The organism is Deltaproteobacteria bacterium IMCC39524 (assembly GCA_029667085.1).
In the GTDB taxonomy this organism is placed as follows: domain Bacteria; phylum Desulfobacterota; class Desulfuromonadia; order Desulfuromonadales; family BM103; genus M0040.
Genome location: JARUHJ010000004.1, coordinates 300,838 through 324,855, shown reverse-complemented (window position 1 = coordinate 324,855; position 24,018 = coordinate 300,838). Strand labels below are relative to the sequence as shown.

The following is a 24,018-nucleotide window of genomic DNA, read 5'->3' as shown; positions in this document are numbered from 1 at the left end:
GAATTTTGCCCTCCTGTACAGGAGACCGGAGTGAGCATAATCAGAAAATATGACGTGGACAGCAGATTTTGTCAATACACATGAGTGTATCAGTCATGCAGCTCTCCACAAGACTAAAGCCCCACACCAGATGAGTGCGGGGCTTTAGTACTTTGATGGTCGGTCAAAAAGGGACTTTGATTGTCTTGTTGAGAATTATTTGCCCCATTTTTCTCTGATCCGTTGTACCGCCGTTTCTACATTGGCTCGATCACCAAAAGCCGAGAGGCGGAAGTAGCCTTCACCGGAAGGGCCGAAACCGCTGCCGGGGGTGCCGACCACATGACACTCGTTCAGGAGTTTGTCGAAGAAGTCCCAGCTGGTCATGCCTTCAGGGGTTTCCAGCCAGATGTAGGGAGCATTGACGCCACCGAAGCAGGTGATGCCGGCGTCGGTAAGGCCTTCGCGAATAATCCGGGCATTCTCCATGTAGTAGTCGATGGTTTCCTTGACCTGTGCCCAGCCTTCATCAGAATAAACAGCTGCAGCGGCTTTCTGCACTGGATAAGAGACGCCGTTGAACTTGGTGGTCTGGCGACGATTCCAGAGCTTGTTGAAACTGTATTTGGCTCCATCAGCGGTGGTGCCCATCAACTCTTCTGGAACAACCACAAGACCGCAACGCACACCGGTGAAACCTGCTGTCTTGGAGAAGGAGCGGAACTCGATGGCACATTCGCGGGCACCTTCGACCTCATAGATCGAATGAGGAATCTCCGCTTCCGTAATGAAGGCCTCGTAGGCGGCATCAAAGAGGATAACAGCGTCGTTGACCAGGGCGTAATCGACCCATTTTTTCAGGTCCGCCTTGGTTGCCACCGCACCGGTTGGGTTGTTCGGGTAGCAGAGGTAAATGACGTCGACCTTTTCGTTCGGGATCGACGGGGTGAAGTTGTTGGCACCGGTGCAAGGCATGTAGTGGATGCCTTCATAGTAGCCCTTGTCGTCTGCCTGGCCCGTGCGGCCGACCATGACATTGGTGTCGTTATAGACGGGGTACACCGGGTCGCAGATCGCGACCTTGTTGCCAAGGTCAAAGATGTCGAGAATGTTGGCACAGTCGCACTTGGAACCATCAGAGATAAAGACCTCAGAGGTTTTCAAGTCAACGCCAAGCTGTTTGTAAGCTTTGTCGATGATAATCCGGGAGAGCCAGTCATAGCCTTGTTCAGGGCCGTAGCCGTGGAATGTTTCGCCTTTGGCCATGTCATCGACACCTTCGTGGAAGGCTTTAAGAACGGCCGGTGCCAGCGGTAGGGTGACATCGCCGATGCCGAGACGAATAACCTGAGCGTCGGTGTTGGCGTCAGTGAAAGCTTTAACGCGACGGCCGATTTCAGGGAAGAGGTAGCCTGCTTGTAATTTTAAATACGAATCGTTAATTCTTGCCATTTTAAAACTCCTTCAAAAATGATTACCACGAAGATCACGAAGCACACGAACAAAAGGCCCTGCGGCTTTCCCTTCGTGATCTTCGTGGTTTATTTCTATTTCAATCCAAGGACATCCTGCATATCGTAGAGCCCGACTGGTTTTTCTGCCAGCCAACCGGCTGCGCGAACGGCGCCACGGGCGAACATGTCGCGGCTCATGGCGCGATGGGTCAGTTCAATGCGTTCGCCCATGCCGATGAAGTAGACCGTGTGCTCGCCGACGATATCGCCGCCGCGCACGGTCTGCATGCCGATCTCATCCTGGCTGCGCTCACCGCACATGCCTTCTCGATGATAGTTGGCGACTTCGTCGTAATTACGATCGAGAGCATCGGCAACGATTTCGCCCATGCGCACGGCTGTTCCCGAGGGAGAGTCTTTCTTCCTGTTGTGGTGCAACTCGACGATCTCGACATCGAAGCCTTCGCCGAGGGTCTCGGCCATATCCTTGAGAAGCTTGAAACAGACGTTGACACCGACGCTCATGTTCGGTGCGAAGACCACAGGTGAGGATTGGGCTGCCCGCTTAATAATTTCGCGTTGCTCCGGGTTCAGGCCGGTTGTGCCGACCACTATGGCTTTGCCGAGTCTTGCGCAGACTTCGGCGTTACCGATAGTTACTTCCGGCCAGGTAAAGTCGATGAGGACGTCAGCGCTGGCAAGGGCCTGTTCAAGGGAGTCGGTAATTGCGACACCGAGATCACCGCAACCGGCAACATAGCCGGCATCATCTCCGAGCCTGGCATGTCCAGCCATTTCGATCGCACCGGCGACTTCCAATCCCTCTGCTTCGGTAATCAGGGTAATGATACGGCCGCCCATACGCCCGGCGGCCCCAGTTACAGCAACTTTGATCATTTTTTAACCTCAATAATAGACCACGAAAGACACGAAGAACACAGAGATGACAATGGCTCTTTCCTTCGCGCTCTTCGTGATCTCTGTGGTTCAATCAGATAATGGCATATTTTTTCAAAACGGTTTTTAACTTCTCAAGGGTTTCATCACTCATGTCGACCAGGGGCAGTCGGACGTTCGCCTGCAATTTGCCCATCAGTTCCAGAGTCTTTTTGACCGGAACCGGGTTTGACTCGATAAACATGGCATTGTGAAAGTCCAACATTTCGAGATGCAGCTTGCGAGCCATCATGTAGTCGGCGTTCAGGACCGCTTCGACCATGTCCTTGACCTGCTTTGGAATGGCATTGGCGGAGACGGAAATAACACCCTTGGCGCCGCAGCACATCATCGGGAAGGTGAGAAAGTCGTCACCGGAGATGACGTCGATCTTTTCACCGGCTTTCGCCAAAATCTCGGAGACCTGGGTCAGGCTGCCGGAGGCTTCCTTGATCGCAACGATGTTGTCGAATTCAGCCAGGCGGACAGTTGTCGAAGAGGTCATGTTAACGCCGGTACGACCCGGGACATTGTAGAGAATCTGGGGTAAGGCAACCTCTTCGGCAAGCAACTTGTAATGCTGAAAGATACCTTCCTGGGAAGGTTTGTTGTAATAGGGGCAGACCAGCAGGAGACCATCGGCGCCCATGTCCTTGGCCTTGTTAGAGAGATGGATGGCTTCGGCCGTGTTGTTGGCACCTGTGCCGGCGATAACAGGAACACGCTTGTTGACCTGGTCGAGACAAACCTTGATGACATATTCGTGCTCGTCAACATCGAGGGTCGCTGATTCTCCTGTTGTGCCGCAGGGCACGATAACGTCAGTGCCGTTTTCGATCTGGAAGTCGATCAGCTGACGATAGGTCTCCTCGGCAAATTGCCCCTGGTTATCAAAAGGGGTGACGATCGCTACCATGGCTCCACTGAACATGATTCTCTCCTTAAAGGGCGAAGACGACCGGATCTCATTGTCCGAACGTTCTCTGGTGCTGTATGAATTTCCTGAAATCAAGTCACTGATGCACTTAGGTAACATAGCAGTAGACTCTTGTAAAGCCCGTATCTAGGCCCTCACTGAGGGGTAATCAGCACACCAGGGCTGGCCATACTTTCAAGCTGTTGAGTGCCGGTGCTTACGAGTGCGCTGACGCGATATTCATAGGCCCGTCCGTTATCGAGGCCGCGATCAAGCAGTTGGGTCTCCTGCAAGGGCTTGACGTTGACAGGAACAATCGGAAATGGCCGTTTGGCCTGTCTCCGATACAGGTTGTAACCGAGCAGCTCTAACCCTTCCGGCAGAGTGGGTGCGTTCCATTGCAATGCAATCTGACCGTCACCAGATTCCGCTTTCAAACCGCTGGGTGCGGGTGGTGATTGCCGGACTTCAAGATGAATTGTAGCGAACGGCGCTTCTATATTGCCAAGGGTGACAGGGACAATGGCGTACCTGTAGCCGGTGCCCTCGCGAATGTTGAAGTCACGCCAGTAAATCCGGTCGCCGATTCTTTGGCCTGGTGCCGGATCCTTGATTGAAAGTTCGGCGACTTCCTCTTCCGGGGTGCGGCAGGTAGGGCAGTCTTCGGTGGCATTGTAGGTCAGGCGTTTGATGATAAAGCCGGTCAAGTCTTCTGCACTCCCATCATGATTGTCGGAAGGGATTTTCCAGCCGAGGACGAAAAGGTTGCCCTGCTGTTGCAGCGTGACATCGGTCGGAGCTTTCAACTGTATGGCAATTTTCGGCCGGACCGGGCCTTTTTTACCGCAGGCAGAGAGCGACACAACCAGCGAAAAACTGATGGTGACGAGGAGCGCAGCTCGCAGGATTGAGGTCACGGGGAAAGCAAACAAACGCAAAAATCTCATATTTAGCCTTCCTTGAGGGCCTGGCGGGCGAGGCCAAGTTCTTTTTCGACCGCTGAGCGGGCTGTTCCGCCGGTCGCTGTGCGGGCATTCACAGAAGCTTCAAGGGTGACGTAATCGAAAATGTCGGATTCGATGTCGCCGGAGAATTGCTGGAACTCGGCAAGAGTCAAATCGGGAATATCCTTTGCGTTCTCAACACAGTAACGCACGGTTTTGCCAACGACTTCGTGGGCGTTACGGAAGGGCAGGCCCTTGCGTACCAGGTAATCGGCAATGTCGGTGGCGGTTGAGAAGCCGCGTGCGGCAGCAATCCTCATCTGCTCCGACTTGATGCTCATCTCGGCGATCATCTCGGCGAAGACCTTGAGTGAACCACGGACTGTGTCGATGGTGTCGAAGAGAGGCTCTTTGTCTTCCTGCATATCCTTGTTATAAGCCAGGGGCAGGGATTTCATAAGCGTTAGTAAACTGATCGAGTTGCCATAAACCCGGCCGGTTTTACCCCGCACCAGTTCTGGGACATCGGGGTTTTTCTTCTGCGGCATGATCGAGCTGCCGGTGCAGAAGCCATCGGAGAGATCGATGAAGGCAAAATCGGCGCTCGACCAGAGGATCAGTTCCTCGGAGAGCCTCGAGAGATGCATCATCATGATCGAGGCGAAGCTGCAGAACTCGAGCGCGAAGTCACGATCGGAGACGGTATCGAGGCTGTTGCGTGTGACACCGGCAAAACCGAGTTGCTCGGCCACCCATTCCCGGTCAATCGGGAAGGTTGTTCCCGCAAGGGCTCCGGCACCCAGAGGCATCAGGTTGAGGCGACTGCGCAAGTCATGCAGACGACCGGTATCCCGCGCCAGCATCTCCACGTAAGCGAGCATGTGATGGGCAAAGAGAACCGGCTGTGCGGTTTGCAGGTGCGTGTAGCCCGGCATGATGACATCGAGGTTTGCCTCGGCCTGGTCAAGCAGGGCCGTTTGCAACTTCTTAAGGGCTGCGGAGATGGCATCAACTTCATCGCGCAGGTAGAGGCGCACGTCGAGTGCGACCTGGTCGTTTCTTGAGCGTGCGGTGTGCAGCTTGCCACCGACCGAACCAATCTTTTCAATCAGGCGTGCTTCGATATTCATGTGAATATCTTCGCGGGCGACAGAGAAGGTAAAGTTGCCGGATTCAATCTCAAGCAGGATTTCATTAAGGCCCGCAACGATCGTTTCGGCCTCGCCATCGGTAATGATCTGCTGCCGGGCGAGCATTCTGGCATGAGTGACAGAACCGAGGATGTCGTAGCGGTAAAGGCGTTGGTCAAAATTGATCGAAGCTGTGAATTCTTCGACAAAGGCATCGGTTGGTTGTGTGAATCGTCCGGCCCAGAGTTTGTCACTCATGTTTTTCCCTTTAGTAAGGCAGTCTTGAACTCTTTTACGCTCAAGGTTGTTGGTCAATAATTCCAGCCAGATTGCGGTTTGTCAGTTCATCGTCCGGATTCCCCGGATCCTGCAGTACGCCAGGGTAAATCTGGGCCAGAATATGGCGTGTGCCGGGGGTCATGTCATATTTAGCAAGTCGTTCCGCAGAAACCCAGTCCGCCTCGGTGACTTCCTGATTATTCGGTACCAGTTCAACCGTCAATGGGTGTGCCCGGTAATAGAGAATCACGTAGTGATCGTTGTTGTCACCGATGGCAAGGTGTTCGTAAACATCGAGCAGTCCGTCGATATGAACTTCGAGACCGACCTCTTCACGAACCTCACGGTGCAGTGCTTCTGCTAAAGGTTCACCGTGATCGACCTTGCCTCCCGGCATGACCCACTGACCGCAAAAAGGCTCAATGCAGCGCCGGGTCAAAAGGACTCGTTTCTGGTCGTCGATAATGCAGGCGACGATAGAGGTTTTGATCGACTGTTTTTTGAAGTCCATTTTGGTTCAGGGCGCAGGGCTAAGGGTTAAGGGAAAACCCTGTGCCCTTAGCCTCGACCCCTTATCCTGTTTTTATTTCTTCACTTCTCTCTGCATCGCTGCAATTCTCAGACGTAGCGCGTTCAGCTTGATAAACCCTTCGGCGTCTGCCTGGTTGTATACTTCATCGGCCTCAAAGGTGGCGAAGTCGACATTGAAAAGGCTGTTGGTGTCGGAATCACGGCCAACCACGCGGCAGTGACCTTTGTAGAGCTTGACGCGTGCCTTACCGTTGACCGTCTGCTGGGTCTGGTCAATCATCGCCTGCAGCGCAATGCGCTCCGGAGCGAACCAGAAGCCGTTGTAGACCATCGTGGCGTAGCGGGAGATTATAGAATCACGCAGGTGCATGACCTCGCGGTCCATGGTGATTGATTCCACGGCGCGGTGAGCCTCTTCGAGAATGGTGCCGCCGGGCGTCTCGTAGACCCCGCGGCTCTTCATGCCGACGAAGCGATTCTCCATCAGATCGACGCGGCCGATACCGTGCTTGCCGCCCAGTTCATTGAGCTTGGCAAGCAGTTTGGCCGGGGAGAGCCGTTCGCCGTTAACGGCAACGGCATCACCTTTCTCAAAATCAATTTCAACATATTCCGCTTGGTCGGGAGCCTCTTCTGGTGCGACGCTGAGCACGTACATGTGCTCAGGTGCTTCGGCCCAGGGGTCTTCAAGTATGTCGCCCTCGAAAGAAATGTGCAACAGGTTGCGGTCGCTGCTCCAGGGACTCTTTTTGCTGGTCGGTACCGGGATGCCATGCTTCTTGGCATACTCTTCCAATGCCGTACGGCTGTTTAAATCCCACTCGCGCCAGGGGGCGATGACCGTAACAGAAGGATCAAAGTGATAATAGGCGAGCTCGAAACGAACCTGGTCGTTGCCCTTGCCGGTGGCGCCATGAGAGACGGCGTCAGCACCTTCGCTGGCGGCGATTTCCATCTGTGCTTTGGAGATCAACGGCCGGGCGATCGAGGTGCCGAGGAAGTAACGTCCTTCGTAAATGGCGTTGGCGCGGAACATGGGGAAAACGAAATCGCGGACGAATTCTTCACGCAGGTCGAGGATGTGGCAGGCGCTTGCGCCGGTATCCTTGGCTTTCTGCGGGATGCCGTCGAGTTCTTCACCCTGGCCGAGGTCTGCCGAAAAGGCGATGACTTCACAACCATATTCTTCAATCAGCCACTTCAGGATGATCGAGGTATCAAGACCTCCGGAGTAGGCGAGGACTGCTTTTTTGATTTGTGGCTTAGACATTGAAATGTGCTCCTTTTGATTATGAATGGTTCAGGGTAAAGGGCTCAGGGTAAAGGGGTAAGTTTTGATCTGCTTCTTTTGACCCTGATCCCTTCACCTTTATCCTAAAGCTTTATAACGTAAGTATCGGCGATCTTGTCATGCAAACCCTGCTTGCGGTTGTCAAAGGCGACCATGAGATAGCCGATGCCGAGCAGAATGCTGGAAATAAACTTTCCAAGGACTTCGCGTAGGGCAGCGCGACCGTAGTTGATCGGGCTGCCGTCGGTGCGGATAACCTTGATGCGCAGCACCATCTTGCCAGGGGTCTGGCCGCAGTATCCGGTGAAGAAGACCGCATAGCTTATACTGAGTACAGCTCCGAAAAGCCAGATGATGGTGTTGATGGCGGGGTCTCCCTCGGTGGCAATCCCCAGCATGCCGATGGTCAGGTTGATCAGTAAACTGAGTGCCGTTTGCACCGTGATCAGTAGAACCGAGTCGAGCAGGTAAGCCAGAACCCGGACCCAGAAGCCTGCATAGCTTTGCTCGTTTAGCGGGCTCGCTGTGGCGATGATGGTTGCGCCGCACTGTACGCATCGAGCCGCAGGCGGTTGTACCGTGCCGCAGGCGTTACAGATAATCCTGCGCCCCTGGTAGCCTCCTGCTTGAGATGACAGAGAATCCTTTTGCGGAGTAGCTGTATTGGCTGAAGCCTCTCCTTTTTCGAGTTTCTTGTCAAAAGTGAAACGCTTTTTGCACTTGGGGCAACTCACCTTAACGGGGCGGTCCGGAACTTGAGCAGGATCAACGGTTTTGGAAAAATTACAATGTGGACAGATAATATTCATTATGTCTCTATGCGGAAAATTTATCTCTTGTCATGCTGTTCGCCAGGTGTCTCCGGTTTTTAGCCCATCAATGTTGCCATAATGGCTTTTTGCACATGCAACCGATTCTCGGCTTCGTCGTAGATGATGGCGTGGCGGCTCTCCATGACCTCATCAGTAATCTCTTCCTCACGGTGTGCAGGCAGGCAGTGCATAACGACACAGTCGGGATCAGCCAGGTTAACCAGGTCCATGTTGATCTGGTAGCCGGCAAAGGCTTTGGCACGCTCCAGCTGTTCTTCTTCCTGGCCCATGCTGGCCCAGACGTCGGTGTTGAGGACCTGCGCACCTTGTGCGGCTTCGCGTGGGTCCTTCGTATAGAAAATTGTTGCCCCGGCATCGGCCGCTCGCTTGCAGACTGCAGTGTCGGGCTCATAGCCGGCCGGAGTGGCAACGCGCAGTTCAAAGCCGAATACGGCAGCGGCGTTGATCCAGCTGTTCGCCATGTTGTTGCCGTCACCGATCCAGCAGTAGGTCAGATCACGATAGTTCTCTCTGTGTTCGCTGACAGTAAAGAGGTCTGCCATAATTTGACAAGGATGGTAGCTGTCGGTCAGGCCGTTGATAACCGGAACAGAACTATGCTTGGCAAATTCCTCGACGGCCTGTTGCGAGTAAGTCCTGATCATGACGCCATCGACATAGCGGGCCATGCAACGGGCGGTGTCCTTGATCGGCTCGCCGCGGCCCATCTGGGTGTTGCCTGAAGCCAGAAACAGGGCGTGTCCACCGAGGTGGAACATGCCTGCCTCGAAGGAGACCCGGGTTCTTGTCGAACTTTTCTCGAAGAGCATACCAAGGGTTTTGCCGGCCAAGAGGTGGTGAGGCGTGCCCGCTTTTTGCTTTGATTTAAGTTCACTGGTCAGCGTGAAGATCGTTTCCAGTTCTTCAAGGCTCCAGTCGCTGAGACAGAGAAAGTCTTTATTCACAGTCATGACTCCTTCATGGTTTTATTTGTTTTTCAGCCGGCCGTTGCCAGCACTTCGTCAAGTATCGTCATGGCCTCGTCAATCTCTGCTTGGTTGACGATTAGTGGCGGTACGAATCGCAAGACGTTGCCGACGGTGCAATTCATCAACAGGCCGCGCTCCATGGCCTTAATGACCAGGGGGCCGCCTTCTATGGCGAGCTCCACGCCGATGATCAGGCCGAGGCCACGGATCTCCTTGATAAAAGAATACTTGCCTTTTAATTGCTCGAGTTTTTCGGCCAGGTACGCGCCCATTGCCCGGCAGTTGTCGAGCAGGGTTTTCTCGTTGATGGTCTGCATAGCCGCCAGCGCTGCGGCGCAGACCAGCGGATTGCCACCAAAGGTGGAGCCGTGAGTCCCGGGCCCGAGACTTGCCGACAGCCCTTCCGTAGTCAGGAGCGCGCCGATCGGCGGCCCACCGGCCAAGGCTTTGGCCAGGGTCATGACGTCGGGGAGAACCTCGTCCTGCTCATAAGCCCAGAGGGTGCCGGTTCTTCCGCAGCCGACCTGAACCTCATCAAAGATCAGTAAAAGGTCGAATTCGTCACAGAGCTCGCGGATAGCTTTGAGGTAACCAGACGGCGCGACGTTGACGCCTCCCTCACCCTGAAGGGGTTCGAGCATAATGGCGCAGGACTGTGGTGTGATCGCCTGGCGCATGGCTTCCACGTCACCAAAGGGGACGTGTTTAAAACCCTCAAGCATCGGTTTGAAACCTGCCTTGACCTTCTCCTGGCCGGTAGCGCTGATGGCACCGATCGTGCGGCCGTGAAAAGAGGCCAGGGCGGTAATCACCTCGAAGCGGTCTGCACCGTGTTTCTCGTTGCTGTGCTTGCGTGCCAGCTTCATGGCCGCTTCATTGGCTTCCGCTCCAGAGTTGCAGAAGAAGACCCGCTCGGCAAAGGAGTGCTCACAGAGCCACTCTGCCAACTCAACCTGTTGAGGGATATGATAGAAGTTTGAGCAATGCAGCAGACGTCCTGCTTGCTCGCGCAGGGCCTCTACCACCTTGGGGTGGCAATGGCCAAGATTGTTAACGGCCACTCCGGCGAGAAAGTCGAGATATACTTTGCCATCAACATCCCACAATCGGCAACCTTCGCCGCGCTCTGCGACGATCGGGTAGCGACCATAGGTTTTCATGACATGTTTGTCTGCTCTGTTAATCCACTCTGACGAACTGCTCATTGTTGCTTTCCATATAAGTAAATGATCATTATCGTTACAGCTAACAGCTAACAGCTAACAGCTTGCAGCTTGCAGCTTGCAGCTTGCAGCTTGCAGCTTGCAGCTTGCTTCACTTGAACTTTGCGACCGCAGTGCCGACACCCTGATCGGTAAAGATCTCGAGCAGGCAGGCGTGTTCCATCCGGCCATCAATGATGTGGCTCTTCATAACACCATCGGCGATAGCGTCAAGGCAGCAGGTGACTTTCGGAATCATGCCGCCGGCAATGGTACCATCATCAATCAGCCCCTTTACATCGCTGATGTCGATGGTGTTCAAAAGATTGCCGTCCTTGTCCTTGACCCCTTCAACGTCTGTCAGCAGGATCAGCTTTTCGGCCTTTAAGGCGCCGGCAATTTTGCCCGCGACCAGGTCGGCGTTAATGTTGTAGGTCAAGCCCTCATCGTCTACTCCAACCGGCGCGATCACCGGAATAAAGTTGGCCTCCTCAAGCGCCGAGATGACCTCGGGATTGATCTTAGCGACTTCTCCGACCATGCCGATATCGATGATCTCAGGGGTCAGGGTGTCGGGATTGATCGCTTTCAGTTCCAGCTTGCGAGCCGTGAGCAGTTTACCGTCTTTGCCCGTCAGGCCAACGGCCTTGCCGCCCTGCTTGTTGATGTTGGCGACGATCTCTTTGTTGACCTTGCCACCCAGAACCATCTCGACGACGTCCATGGTGCGGGCGTCGGTGACCCGCATGCCCTGTTCAAAGCGGGTTGCAATGCCCATGGCCTCAAGAACTTTTCCTATCTGCGGCCCACCTCCGTGGACAACCACCGGGTTCAGGCCGATGTACTTCATCAGGATAATGTCACGGGCGAAGCCTACTTTAAGACTCTCCTCAACCATGGCGTTGCCACCGTACTTGATGACGATGGTTTTGCCATTGAACTCCCGAATCCAGGGCAGGGCTTCGACCAGGACATTTGCTTTATTAATCAGTTCTTGCATCATCTGCCAAACTCCAGATTACAGGATGTACCGTGAAAGATCTTCATTGTCGGCAATATCAGAGAGGCGCTCACGAACAAAGGCATCGTCGATGGACAGGCCTTTGTCCTGAAGTTCCGGGGCGTTGAAAGACAGTTCCTCGAGCAGCTTTTCCATAATGGTGTGCAAGCGGCGAGCGCCGATATTTTCTGTTCGTTCGTTGACCCTGGCCGCGGTTTTGGCAATCTCCGCGATCGCCTCTTTGCTGAACTTCAGATGAATACCTTCGGTCTCCATGAGCGCCTGGTACTGGCGGATAAGGGCGTTGTTCGGTTCAGTCAAAATTCTTACGAAGTCAGCCTCTTCGAGGCTGTCGAGCTCAACCCGGATCGGGAAACGCCCCTGCAACTCGGGAATCAGATCCGAAGGTTTGGCAACATGGAACGCGCCGGCCGCAATAAAGAGGATGTGGTCTGTCTTGACCGGACCATACTTGGTGTTGACCGCGCTGCCTTCAACGATCGGCAGGATGTCGCGTTGTACACCTTCGCGGGAGACTTCCGGGCCATGACCGCCTTCACGACTGGCAATCTTGTCAATTTCGTCGATAAAGATGATGCCGTTCTGTTCGGTTCGCTCCTTGGCCAAGGTTTGGACCTTGTCCATGTCGACGAGCTTTTCGGCTTCCATCTCAACCAGCATCTCGCGGGCTTCCGAGACCTTCACCTTGCGGTTCTTGGTCTTCTTCGGAAAAATGTTGCCAAACATCTCCTTGATGTTGATGCCCATGTCTTCGGAGCCCTGAGGGCCGAAGACCTGCATGTTCGGCATCTGGGAGTCCTGTGTTTCGATCTCGACCATGCGCTCGTTGAGTTCGCCCATACGCAACAAGCGGCGCAGCTTGTCACGCGTTGTGCTGCTACCGTCTTTGGCCTCTTCAAGGTTCTTTTCGCCCGGCAGGAGGAGATCGAGTAAGCGTTCCTCAGCGAGATCTTCAGCTTTAAGCCTCTGGCTCCTGGCTTCTTCGGTCTTGACCATGAGGATCGCCAGTTCAACGAGATCGCGAACCATACTCTCGACATCCCGGCCGACATAGCCGACTTCGGTGAATTTGCTGGCCTCAACCTTGACGAACGGAGCCTGCGCCAGGCGTGCCAGGCGTCTGGCGATCTCGGTTTTGCCCACCCCTGTCGGGCCGATCATGATGATGTTCTTCGGGGCAATCTCATCGCGCAGATCCGGTGCAACCTGCTGACGGCGCCAGCGGTTGCGCAAGGCGACCGCGACCGCGCGTTTAGCGTTGTTCTGGCCGACGATATAGCGATCCAGTTCGGAAACGATTTCACGTGGAGTAAAGTTGTTCACGTCAGGGTCTCCACGATAATCTGATCGTTGGTGTAAACACAGATGTCGGCAGCAATCTTCAGCGATTCTTCAGCAACCTGGGCCATGGATAACTCTGTATGGCAGGTTAAGGCACGGGCCGCGGCCTGTGCAAAGGTGCCCCCTGAACCAATCGCGGCGATGCCGTGTTCCGGTTCGATGACATCACCAACACCTGAGAGGACCAGGGTTGTTTCACGGTCCGCGACAATCAGCAAGGCTTCAAGGTGCCGAAGAATCCGGTCTTTGCGCCAGTCCTTGGCCAGCTCAACGGCTGCTCGCTGCAAGTTGCCGCGGTATTCCTGGAGCTTCACCTCAAACTTTTCGAAGAGGGTGAAGGCATCAGCCGTACTGCCCGCAAATCCGGCAATCACCTGGTCATCGTACATGCGTCTCAGCTTCCTTGCGGTGTGTTTCATGACGGTGTTGCCGAGGCTGACCTGACCATCTCCGGCCATCGCCACCTCGCTTCCCCGTCTCACGCAAAGAATGGTTGTTCCTCTGAACATTTTAAACCCCTTGAAGGAACTTGCTGTAAATTGGTGAAAAATATTGAAAATATAACATAAGTCTGCGAACAGACAAAGCAAAATGCCTGTAGCCAAGCAAGATGTCAAGATGGAAATGGCAGACAAAAAAAGGTCAAAGAAAAGATTCGGGATGAAGTTGTAGAAGACTCAATCTGAGACTTTGGGAGAAAGTTCCGGCAGGGTGGGGGGAGGTGTCCGACTTGTATCAGCTGTTTGCCAGTCCTGGAGGCTGCCGGACTAGCCATGACCGGGCTGCAAATCCGGCTGTTTGGTTCATCTATTGGCCCCTGTTCGGCCAATAGCTACGGCTACTAACCTCAAATGAGACACAATCTGTCCTCAAACTTCCGAATTTTCACTTCGGCCCGTATAGTCCGGCAGCCTCCTGGGCAGCTGGATTGTGACGGCTGTTCCTTTCCCTGGAGCTGTGTCCAGATGAATTGTGCCACCATGATCACGGATAAATTTACGGGCGTAAAAGAGCCCCAGGCCAAAACCACGGACCTGGCCAGTGCGATGTGGGTCGACCTGATAAAACTTTTCGAAGATCTTGGCTTTTTCTTCCTTGGTAATGCCTGGCCCGTTATCGGTAATCGTCAGTGAGATGTCCTGCTCTGTAATCTCGCCCGTAAGCGTGATTTCACCTCCTGGCGGAGTGAACTTGATCGCGTTGTCCAAGAGGGCGTTAAGGGCAAAAGCAATACGCCGGCGATCGACTATAATGGCCGGCCAACTGCCGGCCAGCCTGCTCTGCAGGATCAAGCCCTTCTTCTCGAGCGCAGAGCGTTTTTCGGCCAACAGGCTCATGGCAATTTCTTTCAGATCTTCCGCTGCGGCCTTGCCCTCGTTGTCCTGGAGAATAATGTCACTGTAGTAGAGAAGATCCTTAATCAGGTAAGCCAGGTACTCCGATTCTTCCTGAATGGCTTTGAGTGCTTCAGTGAAACCGGCCTCTTCGGTGTCGACAGCTCCGCTGGCGAGGTTTTGAATGAAGAGGGATATGGAGGTCGTCGGGGTGCGCAGCTTGTGCGAGATGAGGCCAAGAAAATCAGATTTGATGCGATCGAGCTGTTTTAATTGCAATAACTCACGGCGCAGAGCTTTTTGCTCCAGGGCCTTGCTGATGGTGTTTTTGAGCTGGAGAAGATTGATCGGCTTCTGTATGAAGTCATCGGCGTGAGCCTTGAGGGCACGCAGGATTATGTCTTTGTCTGCATACCCGGTCATGACGATGACCAGCTGCGATGGGTCACGTTCCTTAACCTGTTGCAGCAGGTCGAGACCGTTCATGATCGGCATCATGATGTCGGCCAGGACCAGGTCGACCTCTTGCTGAACCAGAATCTTCAGTGCTGCCTGGCCATTATCGGCCTGAAGGATTCGATAGTCTTTGAGTGCCCTGGCGCAGAGATCGCGAATTATCTCTTCGTCGTCGACGATGAGAAGGGTCGGCTTCTCTAACTGCTGCATCAGTTGAGCTTCTTCGCGTGTTTCCAGGCGCATGGTGCCTCCGCTGTAAGCTCCTGCCTCAGGGGCTTGGCAATTGGGCCCTACTCAAGTTATACGTTTCGTACCAGCTCAGCCACCTTACTCAAGGCTGAGGCAAGCTTCTCCGGTTGACTGCCGCCGGCCTGGGCAAGGTCCGGTCGACCGCCACCGCGACCGCCGACTTCTTCTGCCAGGACAGCGACCAGCTTGCCGGCATGCAGCTTGTCCGTCAGGTCGGCGGTGACAGCAACCAGCAGGTTGACTTTGCCTTCGTGTGGGCAGCCGATAGCGACAACTCCGGAACCGAGTTTGTCTCGAAGCTTGTCTGCCATCTCCCGTAAACCCTTGCCGTCTGTTGAATCAACCTCAGCGGCCAGGAGTTTGATATCGCCAATCTCCACGACCTTGCTCATGATGTCGTCGGCCTGGCCCGCTTTCAGACGACTTTCCAGGGTCGCCAGCTCGCGTTCCAGCTCTTTCTGCCGTTCAACTATCTTGACCAGACGGGTTTCCAACTGCGGGCGATCACTTTTTACCAGTCCGGCCATGCGGCTCAGGCTATCATCCTGCTGCTGAATCAGGTCGAGGGCACGCGTTCCGGTAGCGGCTTCGATACGACGCACGCCGGAGGCGATACCTGCCTCCTGAATGATTTTGAAAAGGCCTATGTTGCCGGCTGCGGACGTGTGGGTGCCCCCGCAGAGCTCCATGCTGAAGTCACCCATATTGACGACTCGGACACGCTCACCGTATTTTTCGCCAAACAGAGCTGTTGCTCCATCTGCGATAGCCTCGTCTGCTGACATCTCCCGGGTCTCCACGGAACGGTTTTCACGGATGCGCCGGTTGACTTCGGTTTCGATGCGCTTAAGCTCATCATGAGAGATCGCAGTATAATGGCTGAAATCGAAACGCAGACGATCTGGCGCCACCAGTGAGCCCGCCTGCTTGACGTGGTCGCCAAGGACCTCGACCAGTACGGCGTGCAGGATGTGCGTCGCCGTGTGGTTCAACGCGGTGGCTTGACGGGCCGCGCTGTCAACAGTGAGCTGCACGTCTTGACCCATCTCCAGGGTTCCTTCGGTGACCTTGCCGACATGAACGATCAGTTCCGGCAGCGGTTTCCTGGTCTCGATAATGTCAACCTTGAGGCCGTCAGCACTGATGCTGCCAATGTCCCCTGCCTGGCCGCCTGATTCGCCATAGAAAGGTGTCGTTTCGGTAAGAATTTCGATCTGTTCTCCGACTCTGGCCTGGCTGACCTGCTCGCCATCGTGCAGAAGTGCGACAACCTTGCTGTTTGCCTGCATTTCATTGTAGCCGATAAAGTTCACATGATTGCCCTGCTCGATCAGCTCACGATAAATCGTACCAACCGCTTCTTCACCGGAACCTTTCCAGTGTTCACGGGCTTTCTTGCGCTGCTCTTCCATGCAGATTTCAAAGCCAGCCTCATCGATGCTGAAACCGTCGGCTTCAACGATATCGGCGGTCAGGTCGGAGGGGAAGCCGTAGGTGTCATAGAGTTTGAAAAGAACTTCGCCGGGGATGACGGTCGATTGTTTTTTACGCAAGATGTCAACCTGGTCATTGAGGATGCGCAGGCCATTATCGAGGGTCTGGATGAAGCGTTCCTCTTCCTTCTCGACAATCTTGGCGACAAAGCCCTTGCGCTCCGCTTCCTGCGGATAAGCCTCAGCCATGAAGTCGAGAACAAAAGTTGCTGTTTTGTAGAGAACCGGGTCGGCAAAGCCGAGCATTTTGGCGTGTCTCATGGCGCGGCGCATGATACGGCGTAACACGTAGCCGCGGCCTTCGTTGCTTGGCATGACGCCATCGGCGATCAGGTAAGCGGTGGCGCGACTGTGGTCGGCCATGACTCGCATGGAGACATCATCTTCGAGCTTGTCGCCGTAGGTTTTTCCGGACAGTTTTTCGATGTAGCCAATAATGTCGCGAAGCAGGTTGTTGTCGTAGTTTGACTGGACACCCTGCATAACCGTAGTGATTCTTTCCAGTCCCATGCCGGTGTCGACGGCAGGCTTTGGCAGTGGAATCAGCTCGCCGTCGGCCTGACGGTTAAACTGCATGAAGACGTTGTTCCAGATCTCCATGTAGCGGTCACAATCGCAGCCGACGGTGCAGTTAGGGGAGTCGCAGCCGACTTCCGGACCGTTGTCATAAAAAATTTCCGAACAGGGGCCACAGGGGCCAGTGTCGCCCATCGACCAGAAGTTGTCTTCCTCGAAGCGGAAAATACGCTCACGTGGAACCCCTTCCTGTTCAAACCAGATATCGGCGGCTTCGTCGTCGTCGGTGTAAACCGAAACGTAGAGGCGATCTTTATCCATGGCCATGTCGACGGTGAGGAATTCCCAGGCATAAGCGATCGCTTCCTTCTTGAAATAATCTCCGAAGGAGAAGTTGCCGAGCATCTCGAAAAAAGTGTGATGACGCGCAGTGCGGCCGACATTCTCCAGATCGTTGTGTTTGCCGCCGGCGCGAACGCACTTCTGTGACGTGGTGGCCCGGACGTAGGCGCGTTTTTCCTGGCCGAGGAAGCAGTCCTTAAACTGGTTCATGCCGGCGTTGGTAAAAAGCAGCGTCGGATCGTTGTGCGGGACCAGGGAAGAAGACGCGACAACCGTGTGGCCTCGATCTTCAAAAAATTTCAAAAAAAGTTGACGTATTTCGCTACCGGTTTTCATCACGCGTTTCTAAGCCTTTCCGAGTCAGTTGAGCCATGATGCGGTCGATTGTGAAGCCGCGTCGTTGCAGAAAATGCACAACCCTCCGCCGCTCTTTGGCCGGCGCCGAGTCGTAGCTGAAATTGGCAAAGCGTCGTTCCAGGAGCGATGCCAGTAGTTGTTCCTCATCACAAGCCTCGCGAGCCAGTTGCAATGCCCGATTGGCGATTTCTTCATTAACACCGTGCTGGCGCAGATCAAGCAAAACCCGCTTGCCAACTGCACGTCCCTGGTTCATCAGGCTAGTCGCCCGGTTCAGGGCGTATCGGGCATCGTCGAGATAGCTCAGTTCTAAACAGCGCTTTAAGGCAACTTCGATGCGTGCCGGGTCGAACCCTTTATCAGTCAGCCGTTGGCGCAATTCGCTCTGACTGTAGTCGCGGCGGGTCAGTATGCGCAGTGCTACCGGCCATGGATCGGTCCGGTCCGGTTTTTGTGCTCTACTATCCTTCACCTTTTTCGTCAGTGCCGTCGAAGGCATCCCATGAAAGATCTGAAGTTGAAGAAACACCGGACATCTTGAGCTTGAAGTCATCCGGGTTGGAGCACTGGCGCAGGGCCTCTTCGAAGCTGATCGTTTTGTTCTTGAGCAGACCCATCAGTGACTGGTCGAAGGTCTGCATGCCGTAGGATTCAAACCCTTGCTGAATTGCTTCCGGCAGAGACTTTGTCAGTTCCTTGTCGTCGATCATCTGGCGCACCCTGGCCGAAGCGACCATGACTTCAACCGCTGGGGCCCGCCCCTTGCCGTCAATTCTTGGCACCAGGCGCATGGAGATAACGCCGCGCAGAACCGCAGCCAGCTGAATACGCATCTGCCGCTGCTGGTACGGCGGGAAAACAGAGATAATACGGTTGACTGTTTCAGTCGCATCGATCGTGTGCAGTGTCGAGAGAACCAGGTGACCGGTTTCAGCCGCCATCAGGGCGGTCTCGATCGTCTCATGATCGCGCATCTCGCCGACCAGAATGACGTCAGGGTCCTGGCGCAGGGCAGATTTCAGTGCCGGCTCAAAACCCTTGGTGTCCGAACCGACTTCGCGCTGATTGATGATGCTCTTCTTGTCGCGATGAAGAAATTCGATCGGATCCTCAATCGTCACGATATGTGATTTGCGGTTGGCATTGATGTAGTCGATGACCGCAGCGAGAGTGGTTGACTTGCCCGAGCCGGTCGCTCCGGTTACCAGAATCAGGCCACGTTGGGCCATGGCCATTTTTTTGATGACCGGCGGCAACATCAGGTCGTCGAGACCTTTGATATCAAAAGGAATAGCACGAAAGACCAGTGAAATCGAGCCACGTTGGGTAAACGCATTGACGCGGAAACGGCCAAGACCAGGAACCCCATAAGCCAGGTCACACTCGTAAGACGTTTCAAAACGCTCTCTCTGCATGTCGTTCATGATCTCTGCCGCGATCTGTTCTGTCTGCTCCGGGCTGATTCGTGGCGCTTTCGGCAGAGGTCGCAGGGTGCCGTCAATACGATAGATCGGCGGCAGGCCCGCTTTGAGGTGAATGTCCGAGGCTCCTGACTTCAGGCCAACGGACAGGATTTCATTGAGTTCCATGTATTATTCTCCTTCAGGGGATGTCCCTGCAGGGTTAAGGTTGAAATGTTCGAGTACTTTTGCTTCGATTTCGGCCGCCATTTCAGGGTGGTCAATCAGGAATTTCTTGGCATTTTCACGCCCCTGGCCGATGCGTTCTTCGCCGTAGGAGAACCAGGAACCGCTCTTCTCGACAATATTGCACTCAACGCCCAGGTCGACCAGATCCCCTTCTTTTGAAATTCCGGTGCCGTACATGATGTCAAATTCAGCTTCCTTGAAAGGAGGTGCCACCTTGTTTTTGACGACCTTGACCCGGGTGCGGTTACCGATGGCATCTTGTCCCTGCTTAAGCGATGCGATGCGACGGATGTCCATACGGACAGATGCATAAAATTTCAGGGCATTACCGCCCGTGGTGGTCTCAGGGTTACCGAACATGACGCCGATCTTCATGCGGATCTGGTTAATGAAAATGACGCAGCAGTTTGATTTACTGATCGTGCCGGTGAGCTTACGAAGCGCTTGCGACATGAGCCGGGCTTGCAGGCCCATGTGTGAATCTCCCATTTCGCCCTCAATCTCAGCTCGAGGAACCAGGGCTGCGACCGAGTCAATGATCAGGACATCAATAGCGCCGCTGCGAACGAGGACTTCGACAATCTCAAGGGCTTGCTCGCCGGTGTCCGGTTGGGAGATCAGGAGATCGTCTGTGTTGACACCGAGTTTTTTGGCGTAGTGAACATCCAGGGCGTGCTCAGCATCGATAAAGGCGGCGACACCACCTTTTTTCTGGGCTTCTGCAGCGATGTGCAGGGCCAGGGTTGTTTTGCCGGAAGATTCAGGGCCGTAAACCTCGACGATTCTGCCACAGGGCACGCCGCCAATACCGAGAGCGATATTCAGGCTCAAGGCGCCAGTGGGAATGGATTTTATGTCCGGTAGCACGGCATCTTCACCGAGGCGCATGATGCTGCCCTTGCCAAACTGTTTTTCAATCTGGCCCATGGCCAGTTCTATAGCTCTGTTGCGATCACTCTCCGCCATCAGTCGTCCCTCCTTCGCAGGGGCATTGCCCGCAATAAAATGTTAGGTTGCATTGTGGATATCAGTATTTTTGTCATCAAAATTCACCGTCAGTAATGGAATGTGCTGCGCGCCTTCTGGGCGCAGACGACTTTCATAAAGGATCAACCTGTCAACGGTCAGCGGTTCAATCGTCTTTTGCGGCATTGAGCTGAAAAGTTTGGTCAGGTCAAGCTTGCCTCCACGCAGTCGACCGATGGTCAAGTGCGGAGAGTAGGGCCGCGAATCAGTTGTGAGCCCTACCTGACGTAACCACTGACCGGTGGCTCTGTGTAGCTGTTCGAGCTGCCCCTGTGGCTCCAAACCGAGCCAGATGACCCGGGGCCGATGTGGACTGGGGAAGGCGCCAAGACCATTGACCTCGACCTGGAAAGACCGTTGACAACCCTTAACGGATAGCACAGAAACCTTCAACTTTTCAAGGGTTTCCTGCTCGATTTCACCGAAGAAGTGCAGGGTCAGGTGGAGATTCTCGGGTCGGGTCCAGCGAGCCTCCGCTATGCTGGCCTGCAGTTCGGTCTGTATGACGCGGATAGACTCCTGAAGTTGCCAAGGCAACGGGATGGCCAGGAAGGCTCTAACCGAGGACATATCTCTCCTCATGCGAGTTGGCGAGCGGCAGGAGCGCCGAGAAACAGCTGCCCTGATCAGCTCCTGCACTTTCCACCCAGACCAGTCCGTCATGGGTTTCTATGATCCCCTTTGCCAGCGTCAGTCCCAGGCCGACACCTTTGCCGCCGAATTGTGCCTGGGATGTTGAGTGTGTCGAGATGTCACCGACTTCCTGGAATTTGTCAAAAATCCGCAGATGATCAGCCTTGTCGATGCCAATGCCACTGTCGCTGATGGAAATCTGCAAGTAGGATTCGGCCAGCGCACCATCGAAAAAACTTTCCGAAAAAGCGTTCAGCTCTCCGGTGAGGCCGACGACTATCTCCTGTTGCAGAGTGCGTCCGGCAATATGAACCATGCCCCCTTCTGGAGTGAATTTGATGGCGTTTTCCAGCAAGCGTGCGAGAGCTCGTTTGAGATGATGGGCGTCCCCACGGAGGACGGTGTCATCAGGAAACTCCTGTAACTCGAGATTGATTTTGTTCTTCTGGTAGCTTGGTTTGAATTCAGTGATCAGTTCGTTGATCATCATGAAGGGATTGAATGACTCACGAGCAATATAGAGGGTTCTTGCTTCCAGTCGGGCCGCATCAAGCAGGTCATCGACAATATGGTTGAGACGCTGACTGGCACGGATAATAACATTGAGGGCTCGTTTTTCATTGTTGCCCAGAAGCTCTTCCGTTTGACTCTGCAGGAACTCTGCCCCCGATAGAATCGTGGTAAGTGGCGTCCGCAGTTCGTGCGAGGCCAGTGACAGGAAAGCGCTTTTCATCTGGTTGAGGCCCTGCAGGGTCCGGTGATGCTGTTCGAGTTGATCCAGATTGTCACGGAGGGTCGTTCGTGAGCGTTCCAGCTCACGCAGGCTGGCAAAGTTGATCCGGTGTTGCCACTGCAGCTCATCGAAGAGTTCGGCGTTTTTCAGTAAGGGGCCGAGCTGTCTGCCGATCGCCTGGGTCAGGCGTATGTCTTCGCGACTGAAGACCTTGTGACCTCGATCAAAAATGAAGAGGACGCCAAGCGCTTCCTCTTCTGCAATGAAGGGCACAGCCAGAAAGGCTCGCCAGTTATCTGCACGGACCGCGCTGGAGGTCCGTCTATGGTCTTTCTGCAGGTTGGTTGAATGTCGATGGCGAGCTGTTTTCACCACCTTGCCGGCAAGCCCTTCGCCGGGTTTCATCTGGTTGAGATCTTCGACGACATCCTCGGGGATGTTGCGATGAAGGGCAAGCTTCATCTCTGTGCCGCGCTGCTCCAGGAGGAAAATCCCACCCCCTGAAACACTGAAGCTCCTGATCACTTCATCGAGGATAATCTCAAGCGTATGTGGCAGGTTGTGACCCTCTGCTACCCGGTTGGAAATCTGGTTCAGCAGGGTGAGGTGGAGGTTGTGGCGTTCCAGCTCGAGCTGCAGGCTCGCGGTCTGGGTAATATCCCGAAAGTTGCCATAGACGATCTGGCGATTTCCTATGCGTCCGCTTCTGGCCTTGATCTCACCGATGAATTGACTGCCGTCTTTGCGGCGGAACTTGATGCCGTTGGTTTCGGCGTGTCCTTTTTTGATAATGGTACTTATCATGCGCAACAGGCGCTGACGGTGTTCCTTGGAAAAAAGGACTTTGAAAGTCAGAGGGGTGACTTCTCCCTGGGTGTAGCCGAGCAGCTCTTCTGCCTGGCGGTTGATTTCAATCAGGGCTCCATCCTTCTGGTCAAAGATGAAGAGGGCGTCGTTGGCGTTCTGTACCAGTTGTCGATTACGATCATTATGCTCCTTGAGTTGCTCCGCTTGCTGCCGAGAGAGCTCGTCACCCTTTTTCAGTCTTTCCTGCATCTCCCTGGTCTGGTTCTGCTTTTGTTTCGCCCAGCGAGCCGCCATGAACACAGCTATTGCGACTATGGTCAGAATCGCCGTGTTCATGCCTCATCCTCCAGAATGCCACCTGAGAGCTGAACCATTGCCTGACGACGCAGCCAATCCAGAGCCGTACAGGCTGTGCGCAGCCGAACCTGCTCGCGGTTGCCGGAGAAATTAAAGCGTTCCACACGTTTCCCCTGGGGACTGATCATCGCCAGGTAGACGGTGCCGATCGGTTTGTCCGCCGTGCCGCCATCGGGGCCAGCTATGCCGGTGACCGCCAGGCTGATGTCGGTTCTGGCCGCAGAGCGGACGCCATTGGCCATGGCTTCAGCGCACTCGGGGCTGACCGCACCATGACGATCAAGGATTTCCTGATCAACCTTAAGACAGTCTGTTTTGGCGGTGTTGGCGTAGGAGACAATGCTGCGTTCCAGGAAGGCCGAGGCTCCGGGTTGATCGGTCAAGAGTTGTGCGATCAGGCCTCCTGTGCATGATTCGGCCAGGGAAATCGTCAGGCCGGCTGTAGAGAGCAGGCGCGCTGTACTTCCGGCCAGTGTGTCGTTGTCGATGCCGAAAACGTAATGGCCCAGAGTTTTGCGTGCCGCCAACTCTGCACGGTCCACAAGCCGCTGGGCGTCTTCGCCTTTGCTGCGCAGTTTGACCTGAACCACCGGGAATTCGACATTGAAGGCCAGCTCCACTCCTTCGGGCAGGACGTTGCGGTTGATGCGTGACTCGACCGTAGGTTCGGGCAGGCCAAAGACGCCCAGGGTGCGTTGGCAACGCATAGGCGGGTCGGGGAAACGTTTCAGCAGGGAAGGCACGACGTACTCATTGAGCATCGTCAGCATCTCACGGGGAACGCCCGGCAGAAAATAAAGGTCGGTCTGCTTGTGCTGCAGGTGGAATCCAGGCGCAGTGCCGGTATTGTTGGCGATAACCGTACTTCTTCCCGGCAGCATGGCCTGCTTCTCATTGCGGGGGTGCATCTCTCGTTGCCATTCTTGAAAACGGGCCCGGATCTGCAGCAGCGCTTTGTCATTGAGGCTATAGGAACGTTCGAAGGCCATGGCCGCGGCCTTGGCGGTGCGGTCATCTTCGGTGGGTCCGAGACCGCCCGTTGCAATCACCGCGTCGTGGCTTTCTGCAAGGCGCCGCAGGGCAGCAGCAATGTCAACTGCACTGTCACCAATGGTGCTCGCCTCACGTACCGGCAAGGCATTCTCTATGAGTTGCCGACTGATAGCGACGGTGTTGGTGTCGGCCAGGTCTCCGTTCAGTAGCTCGTCGCCTATGGTAAGGATGGCTATCTTCATAACTTT

General features: G+C 54.7%; 21 protein-coding genes. All 21 read right to left on the bottom strand.

Annotation, left to right across the window (positions count from 1 at the left end):
* Positions 1-195: 195 nt before the first annotated feature.
* On the bottom strand, positions 196-1,431 hold the full coding sequence (locus tag P9J64_11890) for an LL-diaminopimelate aminotransferase (GenBank protein MDG5469022.1): 1,236 nt from the start codon (positions 1,429-1,431) through the stop codon (positions 196-198).
* A gap of 95 nt (positions 1,432-1,526) precedes the next feature.
* On the bottom strand, positions 1,527-2,330 hold the full coding sequence (gene dapB, locus P9J64_11885) for a 4-hydroxy-tetrahydrodipicolinate reductase (GenBank protein MDG5469021.1): 804 nt from the start codon (positions 2,328-2,330) through the stop codon (positions 1,527-1,529).
* A 94-nt stretch (positions 2,331-2,424) separates the two neighbouring features.
* Positions 2,425-3,300, bottom strand: a complete 876-nt coding sequence (dapA, locus tag P9J64_11880) for a 4-hydroxy-tetrahydrodipicolinate synthase (GenBank protein ID MDG5469020.1) — start codon at positions 3,298-3,300, stop codon at positions 2,425-2,427.
* Positions 3,301-3,440: 140 nt separating this feature from the next.
* Positions 3,441-4,232, bottom strand: coding sequence for a fibronectin type III domain-containing protein (locus tag P9J64_11875; GenBank protein MDG5469019.1), 792 nt, complete (start codon positions 4,230-4,232; stop codon positions 3,441-3,443).
* Positions 4,233-4,234: 2 nt separating this feature from the next.
* Entirely contained in the window at positions 4,235-5,617 is a 1,383-nt protein-coding gene (gene argH / locus P9J64_11870) for an argininosuccinate lyase (protein ID MDG5469018.1), read from the bottom strand.
* Positions 5,618-5,657: 40 nt separating this feature from the next.
* A complete protein-coding gene (locus P9J64_11865) occupies positions 5,658-6,149 on the bottom strand; it encodes an NUDIX domain-containing protein (GenBank protein MDG5469017.1) in 492 nt (163 codons plus the stop codon).
* A 72-nt stretch (positions 6,150-6,221) separates the two neighbouring features.
* Positions 6,222-7,439 carry an argininosuccinate synthase gene (locus tag P9J64_11860; protein MDG5469016.1) on the bottom strand — a complete coding sequence of 406 codons (1,218 nt, stop codon included), beginning with the start codon at positions 7,437-7,439 and terminating at the stop codon, positions 6,222-6,224.
* Between the two features lie 104 nt (positions 7,440-7,543).
* Complete coding sequence (locus P9J64_11855; GenBank protein ID MDG5469015.1) at positions 7,544-8,269, bottom strand: RDD family protein; 726 nt, start codon at positions 8,267-8,269, stop codon at positions 7,544-7,546.
* Between the two features lie 59 nt (positions 8,270-8,328).
* Complete coding sequence (argF, locus tag P9J64_11850) at positions 8,329-9,237, bottom strand: ornithine carbamoyltransferase (protein MDG5469014.1); 909 nt, start codon at positions 9,235-9,237, stop codon at positions 8,329-8,331.
* A 32-nt stretch (positions 9,238-9,269) separates the two neighbouring features.
* A complete protein-coding gene (locus P9J64_11845; protein ID MDG5469013.1) occupies positions 9,270-10,466 on the bottom strand; it encodes an acetylornithine transaminase in 1,197 nt (398 codons plus the stop codon).
* A 109-nt stretch (positions 10,467-10,575) separates the two neighbouring features.
* Positions 10,576-11,463, bottom strand: a complete 888-nt coding sequence (gene argB, locus P9J64_11840) for an acetylglutamate kinase (protein ID MDG5469012.1) — start codon at positions 11,461-11,463, stop codon at positions 10,576-10,578.
* Between the two features lie 18 nt (positions 11,464-11,481).
* Positions 11,482-12,807: an ATP-dependent protease ATPase subunit HslU gene (gene hslU / locus P9J64_11835; protein ID MDG5469011.1), complete on the bottom strand. Its 1,326-nt coding sequence runs from the start codon at positions 12,805-12,807 to the stop codon at positions 11,482-11,484.
* Positions 12,804-13,334 carry an ATP-dependent protease subunit HslV gene (gene hslV, locus P9J64_11830; GenBank protein MDG5469010.1) on the bottom strand — a complete coding sequence of 177 codons (531 nt, stop codon included), beginning with the start codon at positions 13,332-13,334 and terminating at the stop codon, positions 12,804-12,806. Before hslV ends, hslU begins: the two co-directional genes overlap by 4 nt.
* Before the next feature lie 360 nt (positions 13,335-13,694).
* Entirely contained in the window at positions 13,695-14,858 is a 1,164-nt protein-coding gene (locus P9J64_11825; GenBank protein ID MDG5469009.1) for a hybrid sensor histidine kinase/response regulator, read from the bottom strand.
* 56 nt (positions 14,859-14,914) lie between these two features.
* Entirely contained in the window at positions 14,915-17,551 is a 2,637-nt protein-coding gene (gene alaS, locus P9J64_11820; GenBank protein MDG5469008.1) for an alanine--tRNA ligase, read from the bottom strand.
* The gene (locus P9J64_11815) at positions 17,538-18,044 is read right to left on the bottom strand and encodes a regulatory protein RecX (GenBank protein ID MDG5469007.1); all 507 of its coding nucleotides are present in this window, start codon (positions 18,042-18,044) and stop codon (positions 17,538-17,540) included. The genes alaS and P9J64_11815 overlap by 14 nt, the downstream gene beginning before the upstream one ends.
* A complete protein-coding gene (locus P9J64_11810) occupies positions 18,034-19,161 on the bottom strand; it encodes a type IV pilus twitching motility protein PilT (GenBank protein ID MDG5469006.1) in 1,128 nt (375 codons plus the stop codon). Before P9J64_11810 ends, P9J64_11815 begins: the two co-directional genes overlap by 11 nt.
* 3 nt (positions 19,162-19,164) lie before the next feature.
* A complete protein-coding gene (gene recA, locus P9J64_11805; GenBank protein ID MDG5469005.1) occupies positions 19,165-20,187 on the bottom strand; it encodes a recombinase RecA in 1,023 nt (340 codons plus the stop codon).
* Positions 20,188-20,229: 42 nt separating this feature from the next.
* Positions 20,230-20,817 (bottom strand): RNA 2',3'-cyclic phosphodiesterase, encoded by a 588-nt coding sequence (gene thpR, locus P9J64_11800; GenBank protein ID MDG5469004.1) that lies wholly within the window; start codon positions 20,815-20,817, stop codon positions 20,230-20,232.
* Entirely contained in the window at positions 20,804-22,756 is a 1,953-nt protein-coding gene (locus P9J64_11795; protein MDG5469003.1) for a PAS domain S-box protein, read from the bottom strand. Before P9J64_11795 ends, thpR begins: the two co-directional genes overlap by 14 nt.
* Complete coding sequence (locus P9J64_11790) at positions 22,753-24,012, bottom strand: CinA family nicotinamide mononucleotide deamidase-related protein (GenBank protein ID MDG5469002.1); 1,260 nt, start codon at positions 24,010-24,012, stop codon at positions 22,753-22,755. Before P9J64_11790 ends, P9J64_11795 begins: the two co-directional genes overlap by 4 nt.
* Positions 24,013-24,018: the final 6 nt, after the last annotated feature.

Excerpts from the sequence above, each read along its gene's own strand:
- P9J64_11890 (MDG5469022.1), bottom strand. The coding sequence starts at position 1,431 with ATGGCAAGAATTAACGATTCGTATTTAAAATTACAAGCAGGCTACCTC.
- dapB (MDG5469021.1), bottom strand. The coding sequence starts at position 2,330 with ATGATCAAAGTTGCTGTAACTGGGGCCGCCGGGCGTATGGGCGGCCGT.
- dapA (MDG5469020.1), bottom strand. The coding sequence starts at position 3,300 with ATGTTCAGTGGAGCCATGGTAGCGATCGTCACCCCTTTTGATAACCAG.
- P9J64_11875 (MDG5469019.1), bottom strand. The coding sequence starts at position 4,232 with ATGAGATTTTTGCGTTTGTTTGCTTTCCCCGTGACCTCAATCCTGCGA.
- argH (MDG5469018.1), bottom strand. The coding sequence starts at position 5,617 with ATGAGTGACAAACTCTGGGCCGGACGATTCACACAACCAACCGATGCC.
- P9J64_11865 (MDG5469017.1), bottom strand. The coding sequence starts at position 6,149 with ATGGACTTCAAAAAACAGTCGATCAAAACCTCTATCGTCGCCTGCATT.
- P9J64_11860 (MDG5469016.1), bottom strand. The coding sequence starts at position 7,439 with ATGTCTAAGCCACAAATCAAAAAAGCAGTCCTCGCCTACTCCGGAGGT.
- P9J64_11855 (MDG5469015.1), bottom strand. The coding sequence starts at position 8,269 with ATGAATATTATCTGTCCACATTGTAATTTTTCCAAAACCGTTGATCCT.
- P9J64_11845 (MDG5469013.1), bottom strand. The coding sequence starts at position 10,466 with ATGAGCAGTTCGTCAGAGTGGATTAACAGAGCAGACAAACATGTCATG.
- argB (MDG5469012.1), bottom strand. The coding sequence starts at position 11,463 with ATGCAAGAACTGATTAATAAAGCAAATGTCCTGGTCGAAGCCCTGCCC.
- hslV (MDG5469010.1), bottom strand. The coding sequence starts at position 13,334 with ATGTTCAGAGGAACAACCATTCTTTGCGTGAGACGGGGAAGCGAGGTG.
- P9J64_11825 (MDG5469009.1), bottom strand. The coding sequence starts at position 14,858 with ATGCGCCTGGAAACACGCGAAGAAGCTCAACTGATGCAGCAGTTAGAG.
- alaS (MDG5469008.1), bottom strand. The coding sequence starts at position 17,551 with ATGAAAACCGGTAGCGAAATACGTCAACTTTTTTTGAAATTTTTTGAA.
- P9J64_11810 (MDG5469006.1), bottom strand. The coding sequence starts at position 19,161 with ATGGAACTCAATGAAATCCTGTCCGTTGGCCTGAAGTCAGGAGCCTCG.
- recA (MDG5469005.1), bottom strand. The coding sequence starts at position 20,187 with ATGGCGGAGAGTGATCGCAACAGAGCTATAGAACTGGCCATGGGCCAG.
- thpR (MDG5469004.1), bottom strand. The coding sequence starts at position 20,817 with ATGTCCTCGGTTAGAGCCTTCCTGGCCATCCCGTTGCCTTGGCAACTT.
- P9J64_11795 (MDG5469003.1), bottom strand. The coding sequence starts at position 22,756 with ATGAACACGGCGATTCTGACCATAGTCGCAATAGCTGTGTTCATGGCG.
- P9J64_11790 (MDG5469002.1), bottom strand. The coding sequence starts at position 24,012 with ATGAAGATAGCCATCCTTACCATAGGCGACGAGCTACTGAACGGAGAC.